Source organism: Lactobacillus sp. B3795 (genome assembly GCF_026535805.1).
GTDB classification, from domain to species: Bacteria; Bacillota; Bacilli; order Lactobacillales; family Lactobacillaceae; genus Apilactobacillus; species Apilactobacillus kunkeei_C.
The window spans coordinates 14,971-40,896 of the sequence record NZ_JAFNPE010000014.1 but is presented as its reverse complement, the minus strand read 5'-3'; the positions used below and the strand labels follow the sequence as shown (position 1 = coordinate 40,896).

General features: G+C 37.4%; 23 protein-coding genes, 1 tRNA gene and 1 riboswitch. Of the genes, 15 read left to right on the top strand and 9 right to left on the bottom strand.

Going from position 1 to position 25,926, the window contains the following annotated elements; all coding sequences use genetic code 11:
* Window positions 1-97 precede the first annotated feature (97 nt).
* Window positions 98-862: a hypothetical protein gene (locus J3U50_RS05550; RefSeq protein WP_301945754.1), complete on the top strand. Its 765-nt coding sequence runs from the start codon at window positions 98-100 to the stop codon at window positions 860-862.
* A 47-nt stretch (window positions 863-909) separates the two neighbouring features.
* On the opposite strand, the gene J3U50_RS05545 is transcribed toward J3U50_RS05550, so the two are convergent.
* The 3 genes from J3U50_RS05545 to J3U50_RS05535 all read right to left on the bottom strand — a co-directional run bounded on the left by J3U50_RS05545 (window position 910) and on the right by J3U50_RS05535 (window position 2,570).
* Window positions 910-1,683 (bottom strand): acetoin reductase, encoded by a 774-nt coding sequence (locus J3U50_RS05545; protein ID WP_054607712.1) that lies wholly within the window; start codon window positions 1,681-1,683, stop codon window positions 910-912.
* A gap of 160 nt (window positions 1,684-1,843) precedes the next feature.
* Window positions 1,844-2,269, bottom strand: a complete 426-nt coding sequence (locus tag J3U50_RS05540) for a GNAT family N-acetyltransferase (protein WP_054607713.1) — start codon at window positions 2,267-2,269, stop codon at window positions 1,844-1,846.
* 22 nt (window positions 2,270-2,291) lie between these two features.
* Entirely contained in the window at window positions 2,292-2,570 is a 279-nt protein-coding gene (locus J3U50_RS05535; protein ID WP_054607714.1) for a hypothetical protein, read from the bottom strand.
* A 310-nt stretch (window positions 2,571-2,880) separates the two neighbouring features.
* Window positions 2,881-2,974, top strand: a riboswitch (TPP riboswitch).
* A 94-nt stretch (window positions 2,975-3,068) separates the two neighbouring features.
* Between J3U50_RS05535 and thiW the strand changes: the two genes are divergently transcribed.
* Window positions 3,069-3,578: an energy coupling factor transporter S component ThiW gene (thiW, locus tag J3U50_RS05530; protein WP_054607715.1), complete on the top strand. Its 510-nt coding sequence runs from the start codon at window positions 3,069-3,071 to the stop codon at window positions 3,576-3,578.
* Between the two features lie 30 nt (window positions 3,579-3,608).
* Here thiW and J3U50_RS05525 read toward each other — a convergent pair whose 3' ends face one another.
* Window positions 3,609-4,748 carry a cation:proton antiporter gene (locus J3U50_RS05525; RefSeq protein WP_301945753.1) on the bottom strand — a complete coding sequence of 380 codons (1,140 nt, stop codon included), beginning with the start codon at window positions 4,746-4,748 and terminating at the stop codon, window positions 3,609-3,611.
* A gap of 279 nt (window positions 4,749-5,027) precedes the next feature.
* Here J3U50_RS05525 and J3U50_RS05520 point away from each other — a divergent pair, with 279 nt between their 5' ends.
* Entirely contained in the window at window positions 5,028-5,672 is a 645-nt protein-coding gene (locus tag J3U50_RS05520; protein ID WP_301945752.1) for a CPBP family intramembrane glutamic endopeptidase, read from the top strand.
* A 91-nt stretch (window positions 5,673-5,763) separates the two neighbouring features.
* Here J3U50_RS05520 and J3U50_RS05515 read toward each other — a convergent pair.
* Window positions 5,764-5,836, bottom strand: a tRNA-Lys gene (locus J3U50_RS05515).
* Window positions 5,837-6,196: 360 nt separating this feature from the next.
* Here J3U50_RS05515 and yycF point away from each other — a divergent pair.
* The 8 genes from yycF (at window position 6,197) to J3U50_RS05475 (ending at window position 14,981) form a co-directional block, all read left to right on the top strand.
* Window positions 6,197-6,907, top strand: coding sequence for a response regulator YycF (gene yycF, locus J3U50_RS05510; protein ID WP_171823637.1), 711 nt, complete (start codon window positions 6,197-6,199; stop codon window positions 6,905-6,907).
* 26 nt (window positions 6,908-6,933) lie between these two features.
* Window positions 6,934-8,790 carry a cell wall metabolism sensor histidine kinase WalK gene (walK, locus tag J3U50_RS05505; protein ID WP_301945751.1) on the top strand — a complete coding sequence of 619 codons (1,857 nt, stop codon included), beginning with the start codon at window positions 6,934-6,936 and terminating at the stop codon, window positions 8,788-8,790.
* On the top strand, window positions 8,780-10,078 hold the full coding sequence (yycH, locus tag J3U50_RS05500) for a YycH family regulatory protein (RefSeq protein WP_054607719.1): 1,299 nt from the start codon (window positions 8,780-8,782) through the stop codon (window positions 10,076-10,078). The genes walK and yycH overlap by 11 nt, the downstream gene beginning before the upstream one ends.
* 17 nt (window positions 10,079-10,095) lie before the next feature.
* Window positions 10,096-10,923, top strand: coding sequence for a two-component system regulatory protein YycI (locus tag J3U50_RS05495; protein WP_054607720.1), 828 nt, complete (start codon window positions 10,096-10,098; stop codon window positions 10,921-10,923).
* A gap of 21 nt (window positions 10,924-10,944) precedes the next feature.
* Window positions 10,945-11,757, top strand: a complete 813-nt coding sequence (locus J3U50_RS05490) for an MBL fold metallo-hydrolase (protein WP_041152640.1) — start codon at window positions 10,945-10,947, stop codon at window positions 11,755-11,757.
* A 58-nt stretch (window positions 11,758-11,815) separates the two neighbouring features.
* Window positions 11,816-13,030 carry a S1C family serine protease gene (locus tag J3U50_RS05485; protein ID WP_054607721.1) on the top strand — a complete coding sequence of 405 codons (1,215 nt, stop codon included), beginning with the start codon at window positions 11,816-11,818 and terminating at the stop codon, window positions 13,028-13,030.
* Window positions 13,031-13,216: 186 nt separating this feature from the next.
* Entirely contained in the window at window positions 13,217-14,029 is an 813-nt protein-coding gene (locus J3U50_RS05480) for a sulfite exporter TauE/SafE family protein (RefSeq protein WP_053791279.1), read from the top strand.
* Window positions 14,030-14,189: 160 nt separating this feature from the next.
* Window positions 14,190-14,981 (top strand): sulfite exporter TauE/SafE family protein, encoded by a 792-nt coding sequence (locus tag J3U50_RS05475; RefSeq protein WP_053791280.1) that lies wholly within the window; start codon window positions 14,190-14,192, stop codon window positions 14,979-14,981.
* Between the two features lie 1,185 nt (window positions 14,982-16,166).
* Here J3U50_RS05475 and ade read toward each other — a convergent pair.
* Window positions 16,167-17,840 (bottom strand): adenine deaminase, encoded by a 1,674-nt coding sequence (ade, locus tag J3U50_RS05470; protein ID WP_301945750.1) that lies wholly within the window; start codon window positions 17,838-17,840, stop codon window positions 16,167-16,169.
* Window positions 17,841-18,078: 238 nt separating this feature from the next.
* Between ade and J3U50_RS05465 the strand changes: the two genes are divergently transcribed.
* From J3U50_RS05465 to J3U50_RS05450, 4 genes are all read left to right on the top strand, one after another.
* Window positions 18,079-19,638 carry an Nramp family divalent metal transporter gene (locus J3U50_RS05465; protein ID WP_054607723.1) on the top strand — a complete coding sequence of 520 codons (1,560 nt, stop codon included), beginning with the start codon at window positions 18,079-18,081 and terminating at the stop codon, window positions 19,636-19,638.
* A 41-nt stretch (window positions 19,639-19,679) separates the two neighbouring features.
* Window positions 19,680-20,117 carry a universal stress protein gene (locus J3U50_RS05460; RefSeq protein WP_140999989.1) on the top strand — a complete coding sequence of 146 codons (438 nt, stop codon included), beginning with the start codon at window positions 19,680-19,682 and terminating at the stop codon, window positions 20,115-20,117.
* A gap of 123 nt (window positions 20,118-20,240) precedes the next feature.
* A complete protein-coding gene (locus J3U50_RS05455) occupies window positions 20,241-20,699 on the top strand; it encodes a MarR family transcriptional regulator (protein WP_301945749.1) in 459 nt (152 codons plus the stop codon).
* Window positions 20,699-22,075 carry an MDR family MFS transporter gene (locus tag J3U50_RS05450; protein WP_301945748.1) on the top strand — a complete coding sequence of 459 codons (1,377 nt, stop codon included), beginning with the start codon at window positions 20,699-20,701 and terminating at the stop codon, window positions 22,073-22,075. Before J3U50_RS05455 ends, J3U50_RS05450 begins: the two co-directional genes overlap by 1 nt.
* Window positions 22,076-22,116: 41 nt before the next feature.
* On the opposite strand, the gene J3U50_RS05445 is transcribed toward J3U50_RS05450, so the two are convergent.
* The 3 genes from J3U50_RS05445 to J3U50_RS05435 form a co-directional block, all read right to left on the bottom strand.
* Window positions 22,117-22,914 (bottom strand): DUF975 family protein, encoded by a 798-nt coding sequence (locus J3U50_RS05445; RefSeq protein ID WP_301945747.1) that lies wholly within the window; start codon window positions 22,912-22,914, stop codon window positions 22,117-22,119.
* Window positions 22,915-23,005: 91 nt separating this feature from the next.
* On the bottom strand, window positions 23,006-24,346 hold the full coding sequence (locus J3U50_RS05440) for an NAD(P)/FAD-dependent oxidoreductase (RefSeq protein ID WP_054604444.1): 1,341 nt from the start codon (window positions 24,344-24,346) through the stop codon (window positions 23,006-23,008).
* Window positions 24,347-24,497: 151 nt separating this feature from the next.
* Window positions 24,498-25,835 (bottom strand): NAD(P)/FAD-dependent oxidoreductase, encoded by a 1,338-nt coding sequence (locus J3U50_RS05435; RefSeq protein ID WP_301945746.1) that lies wholly within the window; start codon window positions 25,833-25,835, stop codon window positions 24,498-24,500.
* Window positions 25,836-25,926 lie beyond the last annotated feature (91 nt).

Here is a 25,926-nt window from a genome sequence, read left to right as displayed (position 1 = left end):
TACTAATTTTTAAATAGACATTTAATAAATATTATAATATTATTACCTTATTGCAATTATATTTTAATTTTGATACATAAATTAGGGGGATTTTGATATGAAAATCAAAAAGTCATTTCTTGCCATTTTGGTAGTATTCACACTTTTTGCTGCTAGTGCATCAACTTCTGTCAGCGCCTTTACATCAGTAGAAGCAAACGCTGCTACTCATCATAAAGACACTAAGAAGCACAAGAAAGCAAAGAAGTCTTCAAAGAAACACAAGAAGGCAACAAAGAAGAGTAAAAAGAAGGCTACTAAAAAGCATTCAAAGAAAAAAGTAACCAAGAAGAAACCAACTAAGAAGGCAGTTAAGAAGCATGTTGTAAAGAAGCCTGCTGGACCTACTCCAATTACTTACAAGAACCCAACTATTACTATCAACCCAACAGGTGATAATTCTCTTAAGGTTGAATACACTAATAAGCAATACAAGTCTTACAATGATCAACTTATTAGTGATGATAGCAATGATAGTGATGCACCAAATAAACTAACATTAAAGGGTATTACTTACTATAACTTAACGAATAGTCAATATCATACTGCAATGACATTTACTTTCTTAGTTCAAAACCCAGATAGTTCATCAGACCACTCATACTTTATTAGTGATAATGACAGTACTTATATATCATCAAACAATGTTGATAAGAAACTTTACCCATCATGGAGTGGATATGCAATGGATGTTCCAGCAAACAGTCAACAAGTGGTTGACCTAACTTTCGTTGGAACTGATGATTCAACTCCAGCTGACTTTAGTTCATTCACATTTAACTACACACCTGATAACACTATTGCTGTTAACCTTAACTTTTAACATTTAAAAAAGCCCACCGCTTTCGGTAGGCTTTTTTTATTTGGTTTTTATGAAAATTGAATTCCACCATCAACGATAATTGATTGGCCGGTAATGTAATTTGATTTATCACTTGATAAGAATGAGACAAGGTTAGCGACGTCTTCTGGTTGTTCACCACGGCCTAAAGCAATGCTATTAATTGCATCCTTTAAAGCAGATCCCTTTTCACGACCGTCTAGTTTAGTCATTTTATCATCGATTTCGTCCCACATTGGAGTTAAAACGATACCAGGGCAGTATGAGTTTACGGTAATCTTATCCTTTGCCAATTCCTTGGCTGCAGCTTGTGTTAATCCTCTAATCGCAAACTTAGTTGCTGAGTAAACACTTAGCATTGGGAAGCCTTCGTAACCTGCGATTGAGGAAGCGTTAATGATTTTACCAGGTGTTCCTTGCTTCTTAAATTGTTTAGCAGCAGCTTGAATTCCGTATAAAGAGCCTAAAACATTGATTTCCAATAGATTGCTTGCATCCTTTTCTGAGATGTCTTCCACTGGATCAACGATAGCAATTCCGGCGTTGTTAATATAAACATCAAGCTGGCCGAATTCAGAAACGGCCACTTCAATGGCTTTTTGTACATCTTCTTTCTTATGGACATCACATTGAATTCCGATGGCTTGACCACCGGTATTATTAATTTCGGTCGCTACATCATTAACCTTATCTAGATGACGACCTGCGAGTGCAACGGTAAATCCATCGTTGCTTAACTGTAAAGCAATTCCTTTTCCAATACCTTGACCAGCACCTGTAATTAAAGCAACTTTTTTAACCATAATATAGAACCTCCTAGCGGATAATAAAATCATTCCACCGCTATTATAGAGCCAGTATGATAGATAAAACAATAATTGTTAACTAAACTTATACAATAATAAACTTTTTTATAAATTTGTATATACTAGAGAAAAAAAGGCCCTTAGTAGGGTCTTTTTATTAGTATTCCATCTTAATATGATCAATTCCAGCTTCAATAAATGGTTCACTTGTAACTTTGAAGCCGCCTTTTTCATAATAGCCAACTGCATGTGCTTGAGCGTCGATTTCGACTCTGGTGTTAGGGAAGTGTTCCTTGATAACTTTTAGAATATATTCCAAAAGTTCCTTACCCTTACCGGTTCCGCGGACTTGTTGGGTGGTTAAGACACGGCCAAATGTAACGTGGTCGTCATCTTTGAAGATTCTGGCGTACGCGGTGATGGCCTTTCCATTGGTTTCAAAAACGTGCAGTGATTGCTTGTCATTTTCATCTGGATCAGTGTAGACGATGTGTTGTTCCTCAACGAATACTTCTGATCTGACGCGATAAATTTCGAAAAGTTCTTCTAGGGTTAGTTCTGAAAATTGTTTAGTCTTCCACATGATTGATTCCACCTTTTTTTATTTAAACATGTTTCCCAATATACCCACTTTCGAGAAACGGAATATAATTAAATTTTTCTAATATTCCATTTGAGTGTCTGTACCATGAAATGCCATTAGAATCGGTAAAGAAAACTTCTGGAACCATGTGTTCATTTCCGGTGGCACTCCCGAGAGGATGTTTAAATATTTTATAAGAATTTGGTTTAAAGAATTCAAAGTATCCAAAAATATGATTGTTTCCCATTATAACTTCTTTAAGATTTTTTCCTTCTTTGTTAATTCCATGTCTACTTTGCATATTACTTCTTCCAAATAAAAACACATTGTAAATGCATTCTTCGCTACTGTTATATATTGTATACAAACCTTGACCTGGCTTTTTTTCGCTCTTTTCAAGCCATATATTTATGTGTTTAGCTTGTTTTTTTTCGATAATTTTTGTGTCTAAATGTCTATAAAATATTGTTAATATTAAGGCACTTATTGAAGATAGCGGAACAAGAATATTTATAAATATTTCCCTTAAAAGGTTAATAACACTTCACTCCTTTTTTCTAGTATTATATTCTTTTGACTATTTCATTCAACTACGATATGATTTGAGAATACAAACATTAATGGGGTGCCTTAATCGGCTGAGATTATACCCAAGAACCTGATCCAGATAATGCTGGCGCTAGGGAAGATAAACGCACTTGGACTGTCCCTATCTAAATAGATAGGGACTTTTTTAATTAAGATGCTGTGCAGGAATACCCCATTAATGAAGTATACATATTTGAGGGGAGCTTTATTAATGGATTCAAAAGTTAGCATCAAGAAAGTAACAATTTTAGCAATTATGATTGCACTAGATTTCGTTTTATCACCCATTTTTAGAATTGAAGGAATGGCACCAATGTCATCAGTACTAAACGTAACAGCAGCGGTATTGATGGGACCTTGGTATGCACTAGTCATGGCTATCGTCTGTGCTTGCCTTAGAATGTTATTGCTAGGAATTCCACCACTAGCATTCACCGGAGCAGTCTTCGGGGCGTTTTTGGCCGGATTACTATATCTTATCTACCGTAAAAATTGGATGGCTGTCATCGGTGAAATCATTGGAACTGGGGTATTGGGCTCACTTGCTTCATATCCTGTCATGGTTTGGTACACCGGAAGTTCTAACCAACTATTCTGGTTCGTGTTCACGCCAAAATTCTTTGGTGGTGCAATTTCAGGATCCATCATCGCATACGTTATCTTATTGAGACTTTCAAAGACTCGTCAGTTTAAAGATATTCAAAAGCTATTTTTTAAGTAAACTAAAAAAAGACACCCACGGGGTGTCTTTTTATATTTGTTTTATTTTCATCACGATTGGTTTTAGTAATAATGGTGCCAAAATTGTGGTTAATATAATTGAAGCGATGATTGTTGAGTAGTAATTATCTGAGATTAGATTATTTTTCAAACCGATTTCGGCAATAATTAAACCAACTTCGCCTCGACTAATCATTCCAACACCAATTTCGGTTGCGGATAATTGAGTGAATTTAAAGAAACGAGATCCTAAATATGCTCCTAAGAACTTTGTTATAACAGCAATAATTGATATGATCAGGAATAATGATGCGTTTTCTACGATTCCTCTTATATTCATGTTAAGACCAACGTTTACGAAGAAAATTGGAATGAATAATAGATTACCAAGTTGATTCATTTGGTGATTAACTGATTTTTTATAATTAGTCTGTCCGACTAATATTCCAGCGAAGAATGCTCCAGTAATTGCGCTGATTTGAACGTGTTCTGCCAAAGCGGATAATGATAAACAAACGATTAAAGCAACTATTGGTGCCAATGTAGGAGTAAGTTTAATTTTGAATTTTTTGACTAAGATGAATAAAATCCAAACGAAAATAAAGAATCCAATTTGCATTAATATCAAAAGGATAATGTTTGGCTTTCCCTTTGATGAGCTACCGCTGGTAAATGTAATAACAATGCTTAACAGTAAAATTGAAAGAATATCATCTGCCACTGCGGCACCTAAGATTGTTACGCCTGGTTTTGTATTTAGGGCATTCATGGACTTCAGTACGGCGACTGAGATTGATACCGATGTTGCAGCGAAAATAACGCCAATGAATAGACTTTCGATATTTGATAAAGCAAATAACTTACTTGTGTAAAAAATACTGACGACCGGGAAAATAATCCCCATTATGGCCACGACAATGCTTGGCTTGAAATATTGTTTGAGTAGTTTTAAATCACTTTCTAAACCGGCGATAAACATTAATAAGATAACGCCTAATTCAGCCAATGACGAGATTAAGTTCGTTGGTTTCACGAGGTTTAAAATTGCTGGACCGATTATGATACCAGCCACCAGTTGGCCAACTACTGATGGCAGGTTCGTTTTAGAAAATATTTTTCCGATAATCAGAGCAGCTAATAGAATGATGGAGATTGATAAGATGTAATCCACTAAATCTTCCTTTCGTTTTGTTTACGGAGATTATAAACATAGATTGAAATCCTGTAAATATCGGCTGATTTAGTTCTATAAATATGAAGAAAGATGAACTATTTAGACTAAAAAATTGGCTATTTGTCTTAATTTATCAGTATGTTGAGCAATATTTAGAAAATATTTTTAAATTTTGGTAAATAATTCCCCACAAATATTGAAAAGCTTTATCTATAAACTATGATGAAGATAAAAACAGACGAGGGGGAGAAGTCCACGCTACGTGGACAAACGGTTATGACAATTTTAAAACGAGTATTAATTTTATTCGGATTATTGATTCTGTCACCATTTGTGGGATTTATTTCTTACCCGCTTAATTCTTTTCGCGGCGGCAACTTTCTAGCGTTAATCTTCCAAGTTATTTTCGCCATTGTAGTTGTCATTGGGGTAACAATCATTCTATACAGATGGTTGATCAAAGAAAAATTCATCAGATTGTTTAAGGATAGTCATTTTTCCAAAAAACTGATAGTTTATACCATTGAAATGATTGTGGTCGTTGTTTTATTAATGTTGATGAGTGGTACGCCTAACGGGACGATTTATCAAAAACTGGTGCACATGACTAGTTTTACAGACGTTAGACTCCAATACTTCTTCATTATCATTAGTGTGATTTTGGCGCCAATTGTCGAAGAATTCTACTTTAGAGGTTTAATCTTCACATACGTTAAAAAGACAACTAACCTAACCACAGCGATAATCATTTCATCACTATTCTTTGGATTGGCTCATTCACTATTCAACCCATTTATCATTATCACACATGCGATTGTGGCCATTTTTATTGGTTTGGCCAGAAATAAATCAAACGGAATCATCGCGCCAATTATCATGCACATGATTTGGAACTTATTAATATTCTTAATGATCCTATAGAAAAAGCATCCTGAAATAAATCGGGATGCTTTTTTATTTGTAAGAAACAACAAAAAAAGACATCGCCTAAGCGATGTCTTTTTATCAGTTATGGGCAGTCAGGGGATCGAACCCTGGACCCACGGATTAAGAGTCCGTTGCTCTGCCAGCTGAGCTAACTGCCCAAAATATTTATCTTTTGGCTATCAACCAACAAAAACTATAATACCATGTTGGAGTAAGGATTGCAACACCTTTTTTAAAATTAATTAACAAGATGTTTATCAATTCCTTGCCTCAAATCAACGATATTTATAATAGCATGATAATTATTATTTTGACAACCCCTAATTTTTGAAAAATGTCGTACTTTAAATCTTCATTGCAAGAACATTACGTTTAGAAAACAAAAGTCCAAGCGTGTTATAATGTAGTAAGTTAACGGTTTAAAAATAGATAAAAGTATAACTATCCTTGAAGTGATAGTATTTCGTTAACATTTACATGAACAAATAACAAATCAATTCCTGTTAAGGAGATAGAATATTATGGCAAAAATTTTAGTTGTAGATGATGAAAAACCGATCACAGATATTGAAAAATTTAATTTAGAAAAAGAAGGATATGACGTTGTAGTCGCATACGACGGGGAAGAAGCACTTCAAAAAGTTGAAGAAGAATCTCCCGATTTAATTATCCTAGATTTGATGTTGCCTAAAGTTGACGGTCTAGAAGTGGCCAGAGAAGTTAGAAAGACACATGACATGCCAATTATCATGGTAACTGCCAAGGATTCAGAACTAGACAAGGTCTTAGGACTTGAATTAGGTGCTGATGACTACGTTACTAAGCCATTCTCAAATAGAGAATTAGTTGCCCGTGTTAAGGCCAACTTGCGTCGTCAATCTAACAATGACAATGGCCAAGTTTCTGATAATGAAAACAAGGACATCAAGATTGGTGATCTTGTTATTCACCCAGAAGCATACACCGTTACTAAACGTGGTGAAAACATCGAATTAACTCACCGTGAATTCGAATTACTACATTACTTAGCTCAACACATTGGTCAAGTAATGACTAGAGAACATTTGCTACAAACAGTTTGGGGTTACGACTACTTTGGTGATGTTCGTACAGTTGATGTTACTGTTCGTCGTTTAAGAGAAAAGGTTGAAGACAACCCAAGTCACCCAATCTGGCTAATCACAAGACGTGGGGTAGGGTACTACCTACGCAACTCAGAACAAGAATAATCGACAGAACTAAGGAGTAGTTTGCGGTGAATAGTAAGATTAAGTATTTTCAATCAATTCATTTTAAAATTGCGCTTGTGCTTGCGCTAATCTTATTGGTGACCCTAGAAATTGTTGGGGCCGTTTTTGTTAACCAATTGGAAAACAAGAATATGGCTTCATTTAAAAAACAAGTTCAGGTGCCTACTTACGTAAACACAACCTTAACTAATGAGCTTTCAAGCTCTAGTACTACCAAGGCCAACGTGAAAATTAAGTCATTGCTTTCCAATATTGATAGTAATAACTACACCGAAATCAAGGTTGTTGATGCTAAGAACACCATTCGTGGAACAAACGAAGTTGGTGATCAAAGCTCAGTTGGTCAAAAAAACTTCAGAACCGATATTAAAAACGCGATTATCAACCGTCGTTCATCTAGCTCAATCACTAGTAACCCGGGCGATAGCTCGCGTTATTATACTGTCATCACACCGCTAATCAAGAGTAGTAACAACGAATTAGTCGGTGTTGTTTACGTGCACGCTAATTTGAATACCGTTTATAACGAAATCAACCAAATTACGGTTATTTACGTTGTTGCTGCAATGGTTGCCATCCTATCTGGTTTGTTAATTTCCATTGTTATTTCAAAGGCGATTACTAAACCCATTGATGAAATGAAGAAACAAACATTACAAATTGCCCGTGGGGACTACTCCGGTCAAGTTCACGTGTACGGACGTGATGAATTGGGTCAACTTGCCAATGCGGTTAACAACCTTTCTGTTAAGGTTGAAGAATCCCAAGAATCAACTGAATCAGAACGTCAAAGACTGGATTCCGTCCTAACCAACATGACCGATGGGGTTATTGCGACTGACCGTCGTGGATACGTCATCATCATGAATGATGAAGCGGCTAGTTTCCTAGAAACCACTGAAAAAGATGCACTCGGGAACTCCATTTTAGACATTTTGGATATCAGAAAAGAATACAGTCTACGTGACTTAATCGAAAACCCCGATGAAACTATCATTGACCGTTCAGATAAGGATCATGACTTAATCTTGCACGCTCACTTCTCACTAATTCAAAGAGACTCTGGTTTCGTATCAGGGCTAGTCTGTGTGCTACACGATGTTACCGAACAACAAAAGATTGATAATGACCGTAAGGAATTCGTTTCAAACGTTTCTCACGAATTAAGAACACCATTAACTAGTGTTCACTCATACATTGAAGCCTTACAAGATGGTGCCTGGAAGGATCCAGAAATCGCACCTAACTTCTTGAAGGTTACCCAAGAAGAAACCGACCGTATGATTCGAATGATTAACGACCTATTAACCTTGTCTAGAATGGATTCTGGAACCCAAAAGATTGATAAGGAACTAGTTAATATCACTGAATTATTCAACTATATCTTGAACCGATTCGACATGATTATTAAGTCAGATGACAACAATAGCGAAAAGCCTAATAAGCACTACCGCATTGAACGTCATTTCACTAAACAAGACCTATGGGTAGAAGTCGATACTGATAGATTTACTCAAGTAATCGATAACCTAATGAACAACGCCATCAAGTATTCTCCTGATGGGGGAGTGATTACTTGTTCACTATACAAGACCAAGCACAGCGTTATCTTAAGCGTTAGAGACCAAGGTTTGGGAATTCCTAGAAGTTCCATTCCACACATTTTTGATCGTTTCTACCGTGTTGATAAGGCGCGTTCTAGAGCTCAAGGTGGAACTGGTCTTGGATTAGCAATTTCCAAAGAAGTGGTCGAAGCACTTGGCGGTAAGATTTGGGTAGAAAGTACCGAAAATAGAGGTTCTACTTTCTACATCTCACTACCATACGAACCAATCGAGGAGGACTTATGGGATGAAGATTAAATATTTTATACTACCAGCATTATTAACGATTGCAGTTGTAGTTAGTTTTGCCCTTTCTGCCTCCATTTTGATTAACCCGGCTCACTACGACCGTTCAAGTCAAAAGGTTTCTACGCAAAGTAGTCAGATTGATGCTAAGCCAATGTCGACAATCTACTCACCAACTCAGGTGATTAGAACCAAGGACTCTGGTAAGCAATACGTTCTAACCAACCAATCAGTTAACTTAACCACCGAAATTGGCCAACAAATGAACAACTATAAGGATCCTAAGTTTACAGAGGTAAAGAGTAATGAAGAAAGTTACCTTAAGTATCTAAATAAAGATGATTCTGTCATGCTAAACTATCCGGATGCTTTGAACCTAAAGATTGTTAGCCAATACATTAGTAAGAGTTTTAAATCATTACCTAACGTTTCAATCAATCGAATTGTGATTCCGTTTGACGACAGTAATGATATTTACCTATTTTCGGACCACAACTACAAGGTCTACAAGGTTCACGTCTCAGATACTAACGTGAAGGGAATTCAAAAGGTTATCGAGGATAACGTCAGAGCAATTCCCGTTAAGATGAAGATGATTAGCCACACTCCATTTATTGATTTCTATAAATCATTTACCATGCCTCAATATGGATACTTGATTAATCGAACTTCACAAAATTACTACGTGACAAGACTGCTATCAGACTCACAAGATATCAGTGTCAAACGTCACCGTAGTTCAACTGTATACAATGACGAAAATTCCCGCCAGTTGTCGTTTTCAAACGATGGCGAGGTTAACTACTACGATAGTCATCCTGGTAATATTTCTACCAATATGACCCAATTCTTGAAGGATTCATATCAAAATATTTCCCAACTACTAGTCAGCGATACCTTAGCCAACATTCGTTTCTTCGATTACGATGCTAAGAATTCAAGTGTTGTCTACAGAAACTACGTTGAAGGTTTCCCAATCTTCGATCAAACTCCTTACGGGGCAATCGAAATGAGACTGGTTGATAATACTTCCTTGAAGTACAACTTCTCACTAAATACCCTTCAAATCCCGGTACCAACTGGACGTAAGGATACTAAACTAATTACTACCGACGAACTATTAAACAGCCTACGTAATCACGGATACAATTCCGACAAGATTACAGACATCGAGTTGGCTTACCAATGGAGTAATACCAAGTCTTCTGACATCTTGATTACACTACAACCAACATGGTTTGTTAAATATAACGGTAAGTACATGAATTACACCCAAATGTTATCAAGGGGACCACAATAAGATAGGAGGAAAGCTACATGGACTTTAAAAAGATACAAATCATTTTCTTGATTATCTTCGTGATGATTGATGTCTTCTTATTCTCTTTATTCAGAGAAAACTCACATCTTCAAACCGAAAACAGTAATCAAGGTAGTGATACCGAAATCATTAAGCAAATGCAAAATGATCAAATCACTGTAGCACCTAAACTATCTACAAGTGGTCAAACCGGATACTATTTATCCGCAGTCAACGATGACACTTTAAACAACGACGTCAATAAGTTATCTAACCAAAAGGTGACTTACGCCAATCACATCTTAAGAAGTACTTTCAAACGACCAATCGGTCTATATTCCGGCGATTACCGTGATATCTTAGACAAGTTGATGAAGAAATCCACCTTCGTTTCACACGGGACGGAATATGAATACAATTCTGATTTATCTACCAAGAACAGTATTGTGTACTCACAAAAGACATCTGACGGATTGCTTTATGGTACAAAACACGGTCAGATTACCTTCGACATTAGTAGTGACCATCTACTAGAAGGATATACGCAAAGTTACATGAATGATGTCAGCATTTTGCGTGAAAAAACCGACATCATTTCACCAGCTAAGGCTTTAGTATGGTTATACCAATACAACGAAATCCCTGATAACTCAAAGATTAAATGGGTTCGCTTGTACTACACCCAATTACTATCAATTAAGAACAATATTGTTTTAATTCCAACTTGGGTAATTGGATACACCACTTCAGATTCCTCTTCAGTAGTAGCTAAGAGAATCAATGCCTTTAACGGTGCCATCTTGGACGGCAGTAGCTCGACTCAATCGGCTACCCAATCGAATTAGAATTTTAGAAAGAGGATCAAAATGAACAACGAAGCAGACGATATGAAAATTAGTGTTTTATCCAGTGGAAGTGGGGGCAATGTAACCTACATTGAAACTAATCAACATAAAATACTGCTAGACGCTGGTTTGAGCGGTGTCAGAATCGAAAGATTGATGAAGTCAATTAACCGTTCAATGAAGGATGTCGACATGTTGTTGGTTTCCCATGAACATACCGACCATAGTAAGGCGGTCGGTGTATTGGCCAGACGTTACCCACAAATCAACGTCTACGCAAACCAACCAACATGGGATGCAATGCATGAAACCATCGGAGAAATTCCAAACGAACAAAAGAATATCTTCCCACCAAACATGGTAATGAACTTTGGTGACATCGATATCGAAAGTTTTGCCGTTTCTCATGATGCTGCGCAAGCACAATTCTACGATTTTCATCATCACAATAAGAGCTTCGTTGTCCTAACCGATACCGGATACATTTCAGATCACATCTTTGGTGTTATCAATAACGCCAATGCCTATGTTTTGGAATGTAACCACGACGTTGAAATGCTTAGAAGTGGGGAATACCCATGGTCATTGAAGCAACGTATCATGAGTGATGAGGGCCATTTATCTAACGAAGATGGTGCTAACTCACTAATGGAATGTATCGGATATGACACAAAACGCATATTTATCGGGCACAGAAGCCATCACAACAACGTGAAGGAATTAGCCCATCTAACTGTCGCATCCATGTTAGAAGAAAACGATTTTGGTGTAGGCACCGATTTTGATTTATTGGATACCGATGTTGAAAAGGCATCTAAATTATTTACACTTTAGTTTGATTTAAGATTATTTAATATAATAAGATTAATAAAATTGATAGGGGGAAAACCTTATGAAAAAAAGTGACCGATTTGTCTTAAAAACAGGATTAATTGCCTTAGTGGCTGGACTATTGGGTGGAGGAATCGCATACGGTGGTGCGAGCTTGTTGCAAAGCACAGGTGTCGACGTTGCCGTACCTGCAGGTTCTAACGCCGGGGGCACAGCCTCAACATCAAATTTAAAAGTTAACGTGCAATCACAATCAGAAAAAGCATACCAAGCTGTTAAGAATTCAGTTGTTTCTGTAATCAACCTAAAATCGACTAGTTCAAGCTCATTTGATTCAATGCTAGGTAAGAGTTCTAGCAAACTAGAAGCTAACAGTGAAGGTTCTGGTGTGATTTATAAGAAGAGCGGTAACGCCGCATACATCGTAACTAACAACCACGTTGTTTCCGGAGCTTCAGCAATTCAAGTGCTATTAAGCAATGGTAAACAACTAGAAGCCAAGGTTGTTGGTACTGATAGTGTGACCGACTTAGCCGTATTGAAGATTAACGGAAGCATGATCAAATCAGTCGCTTCATTTGGTAACTCTGACAACATTAAGGTTGGTGAAACCTCTCTAGCAATTGGTTCACCACTAGGTTCTGCCTACGCTTCTTCACTAACTCAAGGAATCATTTCTGCTAAGAAACGTGAAGTGCCATTGACTGGTTCAAATGGTCAAGCAACAGGTAACACCGCCACAGTTATCCAAACTGATACTGCAATCAACCCTGGTAACTCAGGTGGTCCATTGATTAACTTAGCTGGTCAAGTTATCGGAATTAACTCAATGAAATTAGCTTCTGATAGTGAAGGTACCAGTGTTGAAGGAATTGGTTTCGCTATTCCAAGTAATGAAGTGGTTAAGATTATCAACCAACTAGTTAAGAACGGAAAGATTGAACGTCCAGCCCTTGGAATTCAATATGTTGACTTAACTAACATTGCCGTTAGCCAACAAAAATCAATCCTAAAACTACCATCATCCGTTGAAAACGGGGTAGTGGTTTACACAGTTACTAAGAACAGTCCTGCTGAAAACGCCGGATTGAAGAAATACGACGTGATTGTTGAACTTGCTGGTAAGAAGATTTCTAGCCAAGATGAAGTGAAGAACATTCTATACAGTCAAAAACTTGGATCAACAGTAAGTATCAAGTATTACCGTGATGGAAAGCTAAAGACTGGAACCATTAAGTTGACGGAAAGTACTTCTCAATTGAAAATCAATCAATAACACGCAATAATTTGAAAAAATTTTAAGTTATGAAAACGCTGACATGCTGGACATTGTCAGCGTTTTGGCGTTTTTAAGGGGTTGTATTTAATCTAAATAAGATGTATAAATTTATATATTGGATTTTAAATTGATAAATAAAAGGAGTTTTTCATTATCACTATTTTTGGTTTTAGTGTATGGACATTGCTATTATTCATTCCAGTTGGTATCGTTGCCGGTATCTTAAGTACAGTAACTGGACTAGCTTCACTTGCCTCATACCCAGCGCTATTATATTGGGGTGCTTTAAACCCAATTTCAGCAAACATTACTAACACTTCCGCATTACTATTTAACGTAGTAAGTTCTGGTATTTCATCCAAGCGCGAATTAGATGGACACTGGAAGGAACTATTCAAAGTTATGACTATCATCTTCTTCGGTGGTATCGTTGGTGTTATTTTACTAACATTCTTACCATCAAAGGACTTTGAATACGCAGTACCTGTATTTATTGCAGCTGCTGGTATTGGTATCTTATTACCAAGCAAGGACACTACTAAGGCACCTACTGCTAAGGTAGTTGAAGAAGACACTGTTGGCTCAAAGAAAATGCTTGTTGACTTCGGAATGATTGTTTTATTCTTCGCTATTGGTATCTACGGTAGTTACTTCGGTGCTGCTGCTGGTGTTATCCTATTAGCTGTTCTATCAAGAACAAGTAAAGATCCATTCCCTGTTTACAACGCTATCAGAAACGTTGCCATGGGTTCAGCTAACGTTATTGGTACTATCTTATACTCATTCAAGTATGGTCAACACGGTAGCACCCACATTTACTGGGCACTAGCTATTCCTCTAGGTATTGGTTTCCTAATTGGTGGTTACGTTGGACCTAAGATGGTTCGTGTATTACCAGTTAAGTTAATCAAGATCGTTACTGGTATTTTAGCGCTATACCTAGCTTACACTCAATTCGTGTCAGCATACGGTATTCACTTATTCTACTTCTTCTAAAGATGAAATTTTGGCACCTATTGTTATTTATAACGGTAGGTGCTTTTTTTATCCTTTTCTTTTATTCGAAAAATGTTAATATGAAATTATGATTTTATTTTAGTAGAAAAAGAGATGAGAAGTCATTACTATTTTAGGTGTAAGTATTTGGATTATTTTATTGTTTATTCCTGTTGGGATTGTGGCAGGAATCTTGGGAACAGTTACTGGTCTATCATCACTAGTATCATATCCCGCATTGCTATACTTTGCTGGACTACCAGCTGTTTCCGCAAACGTGGTTAACAAGGCGTCACTAATGTTTAATGCCGTTGGATCATGTATTTCTTCCACCCGTGAACTTAGAGGTCACTGGAAGGAACTATTCAAGATTATGGTTATCATCTTCTTTGGTGGAATTACAGGGGCCATCTTGCTAACTGCACTACCATCATCTAGTTTTACCCATATCGTGCCATTCTTTATTGCCTTTGGTGGTTTAATGATTTTGCTTCCAGACAAGAAAGAAGTTAACGAAAATACAGAGGGTGCATTGAACTTTAATCCTGCAGCCAAAAAAGATACGCCATGGACTTGGCTAAAGAATATCGCCATCATTGTCCTTACATATTTAATTGGTGCATACAGCGGATATTTTGGCGCTGCATCAGGAATTTTATTATTAGTCCTACTAACTAGAACTACATATAATGAATACACTGTAAGTAACGCAATTAGAAATGTAGCGATGGGAGCTGCAAACATCGTGGCAACCGTCTACTATTCACTTTTCTCACACGTTGTGTGGATCCTAGTTCTACCATTAGGAATTGGCTTTTTCATTGGTGGATACATCGGACCAAAGATTGTGCGTGTGCTACCCGTTAAATTCATCAAGATTGCGACTGGAATTTTGGCCTTGATTTTAGCTTACACTCAATTTGTTTCAGCTTATCATGTCCACTTTCTATAAAAAGAGCGAAAAAAATTCGCTCTTTTTTTGTGCTTAAAATGTGAATAATTTTAGAAAAGATAAAAATGATAATTAAAAACTATTTATATTTATAACGGAAAAGGAGGAATTGCGTCATGCACGATGCAATCTTCTTACTATTAGCTAACACTAAGTTCATCCATTATGTTTTCTGTGATTATGCCGTACAAGACGAAAAATTAAAACTAAGAGTAAAATGATAAAAGGCGATATTGCAATGTTTTAACCCTCTAATCATTAATTGAAACTTAACTGAATTATAACTACAAATTATGTAAAAGCAGTGCTACAATACAAAATTGTTCCTCAGGTGATGCATGCAAATGATCACTTTTGTGGAGTTTACATCTTTATAAGCTCTATATTTAATATCTTGATTCGATTGCCATTCTTATTTTTTCTAAGACGCGCGATGAAAAAATTCGGTGGACGAATGGCAGTTGGATGATGAATCAATATGTTATCTATATTGTTTATATCGTAAATGCATATTGTTATGGTTTGTATGTCAAATACGTAAACCTAAGACAATTTAAGCAATCTAAATAATGCACTTTTCGTTGATTACTTCTTAATCGGAGTAAATAGTCTAACTTGAGAGACTATTTCTCATCAATAACTTTGTGATGGATATCTAGCAGCAATGATTTGGTAGGATCATTGTGATGCTTTTAACCATTAGCATTGCTCCTTTTATTGATTGAGGTTAATCCATTAGGACACATAGTGTTTAGCTATTATTTATTATTTCTGATTCATATGATTATGTATTGTTCTGTGTGATGGTAGACACACAGATCAGTCAATTCCCCCAATCATTTATTAAGTTATGTTTCATAACGTACACGTAAGCTTTGATAATGACAGTTTCGTATGAATTTCGTTTTAAAAGTTGTTGAACCTTCTCTAGTATTTAGATGCTGCATTTAAAGATGTATTTAAGTAGCAATTCTTTTATTAAGACGTAATGGTCAAAAAAAGCAATTGGTAGTTATTTCGAGAATTCAAGCAATCGGTGATGCATCTCCGTCACGCAGATTTATCCCAAAATCGTAATACTTTTCATTCCTTATAATAAAAGCATTCTCGATGGTAATTATTATTTAGACTATTATTATATTGCACTAAAAAAGCTTATCCTTAGCGGGATAAGCTTTTTTTGTTTTATTCAGCTTCTACACTGATGATTTTTTGTTGATCAAAGTCATATAGACCTTGGTCGGTTAGTTTTAATGTTGGAATTACGGGTAGTGTTAAGAATGATAGAGTGATGAATGGGTCGAAATCGACACCATCACTAATTTCTTTAAACGCTGCCTCAATTTCTTCTAGTTCGTGGCTGGCTTTTTGCCATGACTTATCAGACATTAATCCAGCAACCGGTAGTGGCATGGTAGCTAAAGTTTTTTCTTCATCGACAACGGCAATTCCACCCTTAGTGGCGGTAACCTCTTGAATTGCGCGGTAGATGGCTTCCTTGGTAGTTCCGACAGCGACGATGTTGTGAGAATCATGGGCGACAGTAGTGGCAATGGCACCGTTTTTGATGTTGAAACCATGAACCAATGCCAAGCCATAGGTGCCTAGTTGATGATGACGTTCCGCGTCGACCATTAATAGGACATCGTTTTTTAAATCAGTTTTGAAATAACCATCTTCTATCGGAACTTCTTGGATGGAGTGGGTAGTTTCAATGTGATTTGCGATTACACCCATTACGTGGCATTTATTTGAGTTTAAAGGTAGTTTTAAATCATCAACTGATAGGTTTTGGTGGACGCAGTTTTCGTCAAATTCAATTGGAGTGGTGTTAAAACTTTCTTCGGTCATGACCTTACCGTTTTTGATGACGGTCTTAACGTCGACTTGGTCTAGGTGATCGACGATGACTAAATCTGCTTGGTAGTCTTCCTTGATGGCGCCTAATTTATCTAGTTTGTGAGCAACAGCAGCGTTGTAGCTGGCCATCTTGTATGCAGTTTCGGGTTTTAGTCCGTATTGAATCGCTAACTTAATATTGAAGTTAATACTACCTTCTCTAATGATGGTAGTGATGAACTTGTCATCAGTACAGAATGAAAAACGATCGGAATTTTCTTCAGTAACTGCTTGAATGGTGTTTTGTAAATCTCTTTCGACGGTTCCTTCTCTTAAGAAGACATTCATGTCGGCAGCAAGTCTGTCGTTCATTTGTTCTAAACTGACTGATTCGTGGTCGGTAGTAATGCCGTTTTCACGATATTCCTTAAGTTGTTCCAAGGATAATCCGGCACCGTGACCGTCGATTTGATACCCGTGGTCTAGGGCATCCTTTAGCTTTGCCATCATGTCTTTATCCTTATTATGTACGGCTGGGTAATCCATTACTTCGGCTAAACCGATTACGGATTCTTCATTATATAGTGGGTGCAAGTCTTTCGCGGTCAAAGTCGCACCGTTATGTTCGAAACTGGTAGCGGGAACAGATGAAGGTAACATCACTAATACTTCCAGTGGAGTTTGTTTGGCATCTTCAATCATGTATTTAATCCCGTCGGCACCAGAAACGTTTGCGATTTCGTGTGGATCGACGACGATAGAAGTGACACCCATGGGTACTAACACCTTACCCAATTCAGATGGAGTGACTAGTGAACTTTCGATGTGAACGTGTGAATCAATAAAACCAGGAACGACAAATTGATTGTTAGCGTCGATAATTTCCTTAGCTTTTAACTCTGGATGATTGCCGACAGCAATAATCTTGCCATTGTTAATGAAAATATCATTAATTTCGAAGCTGTTTGTAAATACGTTTAAAACTTTTCCATTTTGAACAAGTAAATCGATTGTTTGCATTTTTCCACCCCAACGTTAATTTGATTTTGATTAAAATTATCAAGTATTATGAAACATTAATGAAAGAAAGTCAAATCTATTTTAATGTTCGGGAAACATGCATAGTATTAAGCCTTTAATAGATATATTTTCTATACTTGATAGAGTAATTTTTCAGTAGTACCTAAAAAAATGTTTAAAAAGGGGGAAATGTAGTGTACAATTGTATTGTTCTTAAAAATAGAAAGGGTGAAGAACTTTGAGTGAAAACGTTTCACATGAAAAAAAGGGCTTCGTTGAATATGCCAACGGTCCTTCACTAGAAGAAATTAACGGTGGAATTAAAGTTCCTAAGGATTGGGGATTCTGGAAAACTTTATTCGCCTACTCTGGACCAGGTGCATTAGTTGCGGTTGGTTACATGGATCCAGGTAACTGGGCTACATCAATTACAGGGGGTCAAAACTTTGGTTACCTATTGATGTCTGTCATCTTAATTTCAAGTTTGATTGCGATGTTACTTCAATACATGGCGGCTAAACTTGGAATCGTGAGTCAGATGGATTTGGCACAAGCCATTCGTTCAAGAACCTCAAAGACACTTGGTGTTGTTCTATGGATTATGACTGAATTAGCAATCATGGCTACTGATATCGCCGAAGTTATCGGTGGGGCCATTGCCTTATATCTTTTATTCCACATTCCTCTAATCTTAGCGGTATTCCTTACCGTATTTGATGTTTTATTATTGCTATTATTAACTAAAGTGGGATTCAGAAAAATTGAAGCAATTGTTGTTTGTTTAATCCTTGTTATCTTAGTAGTCTTCATTTATGAAGTTGTACTATCAAACCCAGATTGGTTTGGCGCTATTAAAGGTTTAGTACCAACTGAACGTACTTTTGCTAGTGACCATCCAGTTGCTGGAATGACTCCACTATCAGGTGCTTTAGGTATTATTGGTGCTACTGTTATGCCACATAACCTATACCTACATTCAGCTATTGCTCAAACTAGAGCTATCGATCACAACGATGAAGAAGACGTTGCAAGAACTGTTCGTTTTGCTACTTGGGACTCAAACATCCAATTAACATTCGCATTCTTCGTTAACGCTTTACTATTAATCATGGGTGTGGCCGTATTTAAGACTGGTGCCGTTCAAGATACATCATTCTTCGGTCTATTCGATGCTTTAAACAATACTAAGATGCTATCAAACCCAATTCTAATTGGTGTTGCTAAGTCTGGTATTCTATCAACATTATTTGCTGTAGCATTGCTTGCTTCAGGTCAAAACTCAACCATTACTGGTACTTTATCAGGACAAGTTATCATGGAAGGTTTCGTTAACATGAAGGTTCCTCTATGGGCTCGTCGTTTAATTACTCGTTTAATCTCAGTTATTCCAGTGCTTATCTGTGTGCTATTGACAGCAGGTGAATCAACACTAAAACAACATGCTGCGATCAACGATTTGATTGAAAACTCACAAATTTTCTTAGCATTCGCATTACCATTCTCAATGCTTCCATTGTTAATGATGACTAATAGCGGTCAAGAAATGGGTAACCGTTTCAAGAACAGATTATGGGTTAACATTTTAGGTTGGATTTCAGTTATCGTGTTAATTTACTTAAACGCAATTAACATGCAACCTGCCGTTGCTGGTTTCTTCAGTGACAACCCAACTGCTGCTCAAAACGCAGAAGCTGGTGTAATTGCTAACATCATTAACGTTGTTATCATTCTTCTACTAATCTGGACATTAGTTGAACTATACCTAGGTAACAGACGTTTAAGAAACAGAGAAAACTAAAATAAAAAATTCAAGAATAGAAGGCGAAAATTATGCAAAACATGGACGTCGAAATTAATTTCAAGAATATTTTAGTTGCTGTCGATGATTCAGATGACGCTTTATTAGCTTTCAAGTACGCGATTTCACGTGCTAAATCAGAAGGCGCAAAGCTAACCATCGTTTCAGTACTAGAAGATGAAGAAATCAATGTTTTCCAATCATTATCAGGACAATTTGTTCATGGTAAGTATGAAGATTTAGAAAAACATCTAGAAAAATACAAGCAAACTGCTGAAGCTGCCGGTGTAGCCGATGTTGATATTATTGCATCAACCGGTGAAGCTGGGGAAACCATCATCAAGGATGTGCTTCCTAAGGTTAACCCTGATTTATTGATCGTTGGATCAGAATCAAAGAAGGGCTTAGCTCGTCACTTTGGTAGCCAAGCTGCCTACATGGCAAAATACTCACCAGTATCAGTTATGGTGATTAGATAAAAAACTATTGATTAATTACTCACTCCGAAAAAAGACTCAAGATCATATCTTGGGTCTTTTTTGTTTGCTTAAAATAAAAAAGTGTAGTAAGCTACACTTATTCGAAATTAAGGGGGGATGTTAGTGCTTTTTAGTAAGGATAATTTTGGCATCAAAATAAATGTCATTAGTAACTTGGCAGGAGCCCACTTCGACAAAGAAGTTAAATCAGTAATAAGTAACTTAACTAATACACAGTTCGCTGTCATGACTTATCTGTTTGATCACAAGGATGAGGTCATCACACAAAATCAATTGGCATCAGTGATGCACTCAAGTCATCCGACAATGCGCAATGTCATTAAGCGCATGCTGGACAAGGACTTGATTAACACCAATCAATCTAAAGAAGATAAAAGAAAAATTGATGTCCAACTATCTGATAACGGATTATCACTTATGAACGATAAGAGTTCTGCAATTCAAAAGATGTTGGTTGATAACCAAAAATTTTTAACTGATGGACTATCGGAAAAAGAAGTTTCGGATTTGAACAGAATGTTAGACAAGGTAATTAGTAATTTAAAGGGGAGTGAATACTAATGGCAAACATCAAAAAACGTAATTTAATGATGGCCGTGATTTTGTTCGGGGCATTCATGGCACTATTAGCGGAAACATTATTTAACAACGCGTTAACCAATATCATGCACTCATTTAGTATCAACCAAGCCACAGTTCAATGGTTATCAACCGGATACCTATTGGTTGTTGGTTTGATGATTCCGATTTCGTCATGGGTATTCAATAACTTCAAGACCAAGTACAACTACTTGTTCATGATTACGCTATTCTTAATCGGATCTGTAGTCGGCTGGGTAGCACCCAACTTTGGTATCTTGCTACTTGGTCGTTTTATTCAAGCCATTGCCGCTGGATTATTGATGCCATTCATTCAAAACGTAATCCTATTGCTATTCCCACCTGAAAAACGTGGACTAGCACTTGGAGTCACCGGTCTGGTTATCGCATTAGGACCAACGGTTGGACCTACATTGTCAGGAATTATTCTTGAATACTTTGGTTGGCGTGATTTGTTTGCACTACTAAGCATCATCTCAGTGATTATCCTAGTAGTCGGGATCTTCTTCACTGAAAACATCAATGAAATCAAGAAGACTAAGCTCGACTTTGTATCACTATTACTATCTGTTGTTGGTTTCGGTGGTTTGCTATACGCATTCTCAGAAATTGGGAATACTGGTAACTTAAACCTTCCTATTTCAATCATCGGCTTGATTGGAATTGCTTCAATTGCAGGATTCGTATACAGACAAAATCACCTGGACGAACCAATGATTAACATGTCCATTTTTAAAAACCACAACTTTAACCTAACAACATTGCTAAGTACTTTAAGTAACATCGCAATGGTCGGCATCGAATTGGTAATGCCATTGTACTTACAAAACTCACGCATGGTTTCAGCATTGGTTGCTGGATTAGTCATGATGCCAGGTGCCATCTTGATGGGAATCTTCAACCCAATCTCAGGTGGCTTGTACGACAAGCTAGGAGTTAGAAAAGTCTCCATTATTGGTTTTGCATTCATCTTAATCGGATCAATTCCAATGGTTGTCTTCAATGCATCATCTAGTCTATCCATCATCATTGTGAGCTACGCTTTAAGAATGGTCGGGGTAGCACTAGTAATGATGAACACATTTACGGATGGAATTAACTCATTACCAACTCAATACGAAACAGACGGTAACGCTGCTTCTTCAACCATCAGACAAGTTGGTGGATCGCTTGGAACCGCCATCTCAATGACTGTCGTTACTCTAGGGGTAAACCTAGCAAGTAGCCATGCTTCAACTGCTGGTGCTCAAATTACCGGTTACCAATTTGGTTTCTGGTTAATGCTAGGGGTTGCGGTAGTCGGTTTCTTACTATCATTTAGATTACCTAAGAAATAAGACCAAACAAAAAAGCCATAGGATAACCTATGGCTTTTTTATTATTCAACATCCAAAACAGTTTGTTTTTGTTTGAATTGTTCTTTTACGAATTCGTAGAACTTCACTTGTGTGATGTAGTAGTAAGGCAATACGTAAATTCCGACGATTCCTGAAGTAATTGCAACTAGAATCATCCAACCGGTGAAAGATAGTTGTAATACAAGGTAATCTGCTTTGTAGCCCTTCATAATGTCTTGGCTGGTCATAATAGCAGTGTAGGCACTGACGGGTTTGTTTTCCAATCTAGCATCTCTGTATACCCAAAGTGCTTGGTTGTATGCGAAACTCTTTACGACTAACCATACTAATACGGCGATGAATTCAGCGATTGAAAGGGATAAACCTAAAGAGTTTGGTAGTAAAATCATGAATAGGAAACCAGGGATGAATAGTAGTGACCATAGTGATAATAGAATTGATCTTAAAATCCAGGTCCATGTGGTACCCCAGAAAAGACGTTGGTCGTCGATAAATGTTAGTGATTTTCTAAGTGGTTTTTGGAAATCATCTTGGCCTCTTAATACGTTGAAGGCGGTGTAGATAGCACCGAGTAAAAAGATTGAAGATAAGATGATGAAAATAAATGTTGCAACGGAGTTAACGGCGTCATTACTTGTAATGTTAGTAGTAACGTTTGTGGCATCTATCTTTAGAGCTGAGTTAAAGCTTACTTGGTTAGCTAAAACGTTGTAAGCAATGTAAGTTAGTAAGAATGGTAGAAATAGGATGAAGAAGAAGCGTTGGTGACCACGAATAAGGCCTTTAACTTCTCTTTTTTGTTCTGCGCGATTGTACATGAGAATCCTCCTGTTTGATATTATGTCTTAATTATACCAAAAACCCCGGCAGAAAAATTCGACCGGGGTTTAATTTTTGGTTAAGAATGATTTAGATGTTCTTCCAAGTGTCGTGACCGATTGAAGGGAATAGGTGAACATTTCTTTCAATTTCAAGTGGGGTCATCTTCATGTTAACGGCTGGAACAATCATGTCCACTGCGTTATCAGCTTGGTCAGAGATTTCAGTAAAACCAACTAAGCGGTGTTCTTTGTCAAAAATGTAGGCATTCTTAACAACAGGTTCCTTAGTGATTTGTCTAAACCATGTGTTAGTAGCATCATGTTCTTCAACAGTGTATTCGTCACTAGCGTTTGCTTCATCAACGGTAACACCCATTTGACTGATACGAGGTGAAGTAAATACTACTGATGGAATTGCTGGGAAGTCGATTGGTTGATCTGTTTCACCGGCAAATAAGTGCTTTAGGTATTGTGATTCGAAAGTTGCTGTTGGAGTTAAGTTTGGTTGACCAGTAGCAGCAACGTCACCTGAAGCGTAGATGTTTTCAACTGATGTTTGTAGGTATTCGTTAACTAGGACACCCTTCTTATCATCGTATTTAACACCAACTTCTTCTAGACCCATGTTGTGAACCATTGGTACACGACCAGAAGCGTCTAGGATGTAATCAACAGTTAGTTGTTGGTTGTCAGCGTAAGTAACAGTGTATTCGTCACCGTCTTGGCTGAATGAACGTAGGCCAGAGTTTTCAACAAACTTGATACCTGATTTCTTCATTTCGTCCATTAGGATTTTTACGTATGGTTGGTAGAAAGGACGTAATGCCTTGTCACCGTGCATGAACATAGTAACATCAGCACCTGCTTCGTTTGCCATAGTAGCAAATTCCATCGCGATGTAACCAGTACCAACAACAGCCATACGTTTTGGCATGTCTTCTAGTTCCATGAAGTCTCTTGAATCATGTGATAATTCAGTACCTTCAATTTCAACTTTATGTGGTGTTAGACCAGTGGCGATAACGATCTTGTCTGAAGTTACGTGTTCACCATTGATTTCTAGTGTATGAGCGTCAGTGAACTTAGCAAAACCATGGATAACATCCATTCCTAAGCTCTTCATAGTTGCTTCACGGTCTACCTTGATTGGTAGGATTCCTTCACGTTTGTGTTTGATGTTTTCTTTCCAGTTTAGCTTAGTGTCACCTTCAACGATGTCTTTCATGCGTCTTTGGGTCTTAGCTAGAGTGACTGGTCCATCAAGTGAGATTTTGGCGTTACAACCCCAGTTAGGGCAAGTACCACCAACGGCGATTGCTTCGACAAACGCGATTTTGAAACCTTGTTTGCAAAGTGTCTTAGCACCGTCGAATGCGGCGTGTCCTGATCCGATGTAGATAACATCGTAATCGAAGTTAGGATTTTTCATGTTAAAGCCTCCGTATTTATTACGTTTATTATATTTTCTTATATTAATTAATGTACAATATTGTAGTGTTGCAAACAAATATATTGACTCGATTTTAATGGAATTTTAAACATTAAAAAAACCACCCAAATGGGTGGTTTTACTTAATATTTTATAGATGTTGCCAAGCGTCACTACCGATAGTAGGGAACAAGTGGACAATCTTGTTAATTTGAGATTTATCTAATTTTAGAGCGACGGCAGGTAGGATTGAATCAATTACGCTATCCGCTTCGTTTGATACTTCAGTGGCACCAACTAAGTGGTGTTGTTTATCGAAGATGTATGCACGTTTGGCAATTTCTTCGTTAGTGATTGAACGGTACCAATCAGCAGTCATATCGTGTTCTTCAACAGTGTAGTCGTCACTGTTCTTTGCTTCTTCAACTGATACACCGACTTGGGCGATACGAGGTGAAGTGAACACTACTGAAGGGATGGCAGGGAAATCAATTGCATCCTTAGTTTCGCCTGAGAATAGGCTAGTTAGGTATTGTGATTCAAAGATTGCAGTTGGAGTCAATCTTGGTTGACCAGTAGCAGCAACGTCACCTGAAGCATAAATGCTATCAACTGATGTTTGTAGGTGATCGTTTACTTCAATACCGTTCTTCTTGTCGTATTTAACACCAACTTCGTCTAAACCAATGTTTTCGACGTTTGGAATACGACCGGTAGCATCTAAGATGTAGTCAGTGAAGACTTGACGGTTACCAGATAATTCAATGGTAGTCTTGCACTTTTCTTCGTGGAATTCTTGAACTTCGGCGTTTTCAACGAAGGTAACACCTTTTTCCTTTAAATCGTTTACGACTGCGTCAACGTATTCACCGTTGAAGTCACGAAGTGCGCGGTCACCATGCATGATGACAGTAACTTGTGATCCGGCAGCGTTTGCGATTGATGCGAATTCCATGGCGATGTATCCAGCACCGATGATGGCGATGTGAACTGGTAGTTCGTTGATATTTAGGAAGTCCTTTGAATCATTGGCCATTTCCTTGCCAGGAACATCTAGTCTGTGTGGACGTAAACCAGTAGCGACAACAATCTTGTCTGCGGTGTATGACTTGCCGTCAACATCAACAGTGTGGCCGTCGGTTAACTTACCGTAGCCCTTAATAACGTCGATACCAAATGATTCTAGACCACCTTGGATGGCGTTTGGAAGACTATCGATGACCTTATGCTTGTTTAGCATGTTTTGGGTCCAATCGATGCTTAGGTTTCCTTTAACAATATTTCTTAAACGTTTTTGAGTTTCCATTAATTGTGCTGGTAAATCTAAAGCAATCTTGGCGTTACAACCCCAGTTAGGGCAAGTACCACCGATTTTATCTGCTTCGACTACGGCAACTTTGTAGCCTTTAGCGGCTAATGGCATTGCACCATCGAAAGTACCGTGACCTGCACCGATGTATAAAACATCGTAATCGAATTTTTCAGTCATAGTTATCAATTCCTTCTTTACATAAGATATTAAATTCATCTTCGTATACTTATAAAATAAACGTTCGCGAAATTTAATTCAATTAATTAGT

Bases quoted from the DNA above. Each gene is read 5' to 3' on its own strand.
- J3U50_RS05550 (WP_301945754.1), top strand. From the start codon at position 98: ATGAAAATCAAAAAGTCATTTCTTGCCATTTTGGTAGTATTCACACTT.
- J3U50_RS05545 (WP_054607712.1), bottom strand. From the start codon at position 1,683: ATGGTTAAAAAAGTTGCTTTAATTACAGGTGCTGGTCAAGGTATTGGA.
- J3U50_RS05540 (WP_054607713.1), bottom strand. From the start codon at position 2,269: ATGTGGAAGACTAAACAATTTTCAGAACTAACCCTAGAAGAACTTTTC.
- J3U50_RS05535 (WP_054607714.1), bottom strand. From the start codon at position 2,570: ATGCAAAGTAGACATGGAATTAACAAAGAAGGAAAAAATCTTAAAGAA.
- thiW (WP_054607715.1), top strand. From the start codon at position 3,069: ATGGATTCAAAAGTTAGCATCAAGAAAGTAACAATTTTAGCAATTATG.
- J3U50_RS05520 (WP_301945752.1), top strand. From the start codon at position 5,028: ATGACAATTTTAAAACGAGTATTAATTTTATTCGGATTATTGATTCTG.
- yycH (WP_054607719.1), top strand. From the start codon at position 8,780: ATGAAGATTAAATATTTTATACTACCAGCATTATTAACGATTGCAGTT.
- J3U50_RS05495 (WP_054607720.1), top strand. From the start codon at position 10,096: ATGGACTTTAAAAAGATACAAATCATTTTCTTGATTATCTTCGTGATG.
- J3U50_RS05490 (WP_041152640.1), top strand. From the start codon at position 10,945: ATGAACAACGAAGCAGACGATATGAAAATTAGTGTTTTATCCAGTGGA.
- J3U50_RS05485 (WP_054607721.1), top strand. From the start codon at position 11,816: ATGAAAAAAAGTGACCGATTTGTCTTAAAAACAGGATTAATTGCCTTA.
- ade (WP_301945750.1), bottom strand. From the start codon at position 17,840: ATGCAAACAATCGATTTACTTGTTCAAAATGGAAAAGTTTTAAACGTA.
- J3U50_RS05460 (WP_140999989.1), top strand. From the start codon at position 19,680: ATGGACGTCGAAATTAATTTCAAGAATATTTTAGTTGCTGTCGATGAT.
- J3U50_RS05450 (WP_301945748.1), top strand. From the start codon at position 20,699: ATGGCAAACATCAAAAAACGTAATTTAATGATGGCCGTGATTTTGTTC.
- J3U50_RS05445 (WP_301945747.1), bottom strand. From the start codon at position 22,914: ATGTACAATCGCGCAGAACAAAAAAGAGAAGTTAAAGGCCTTATTCGT.
- J3U50_RS05440 (WP_054604444.1), bottom strand. From the start codon at position 24,346: ATGAAAAATCCTAACTTCGATTACGATGTTATCTACATCGGATCAGGA.
- J3U50_RS05435 (WP_301945746.1), bottom strand. From the start codon at position 25,835: ATGACTGAAAAATTCGATTACGATGTTTTATACATCGGTGCAGGTCAC.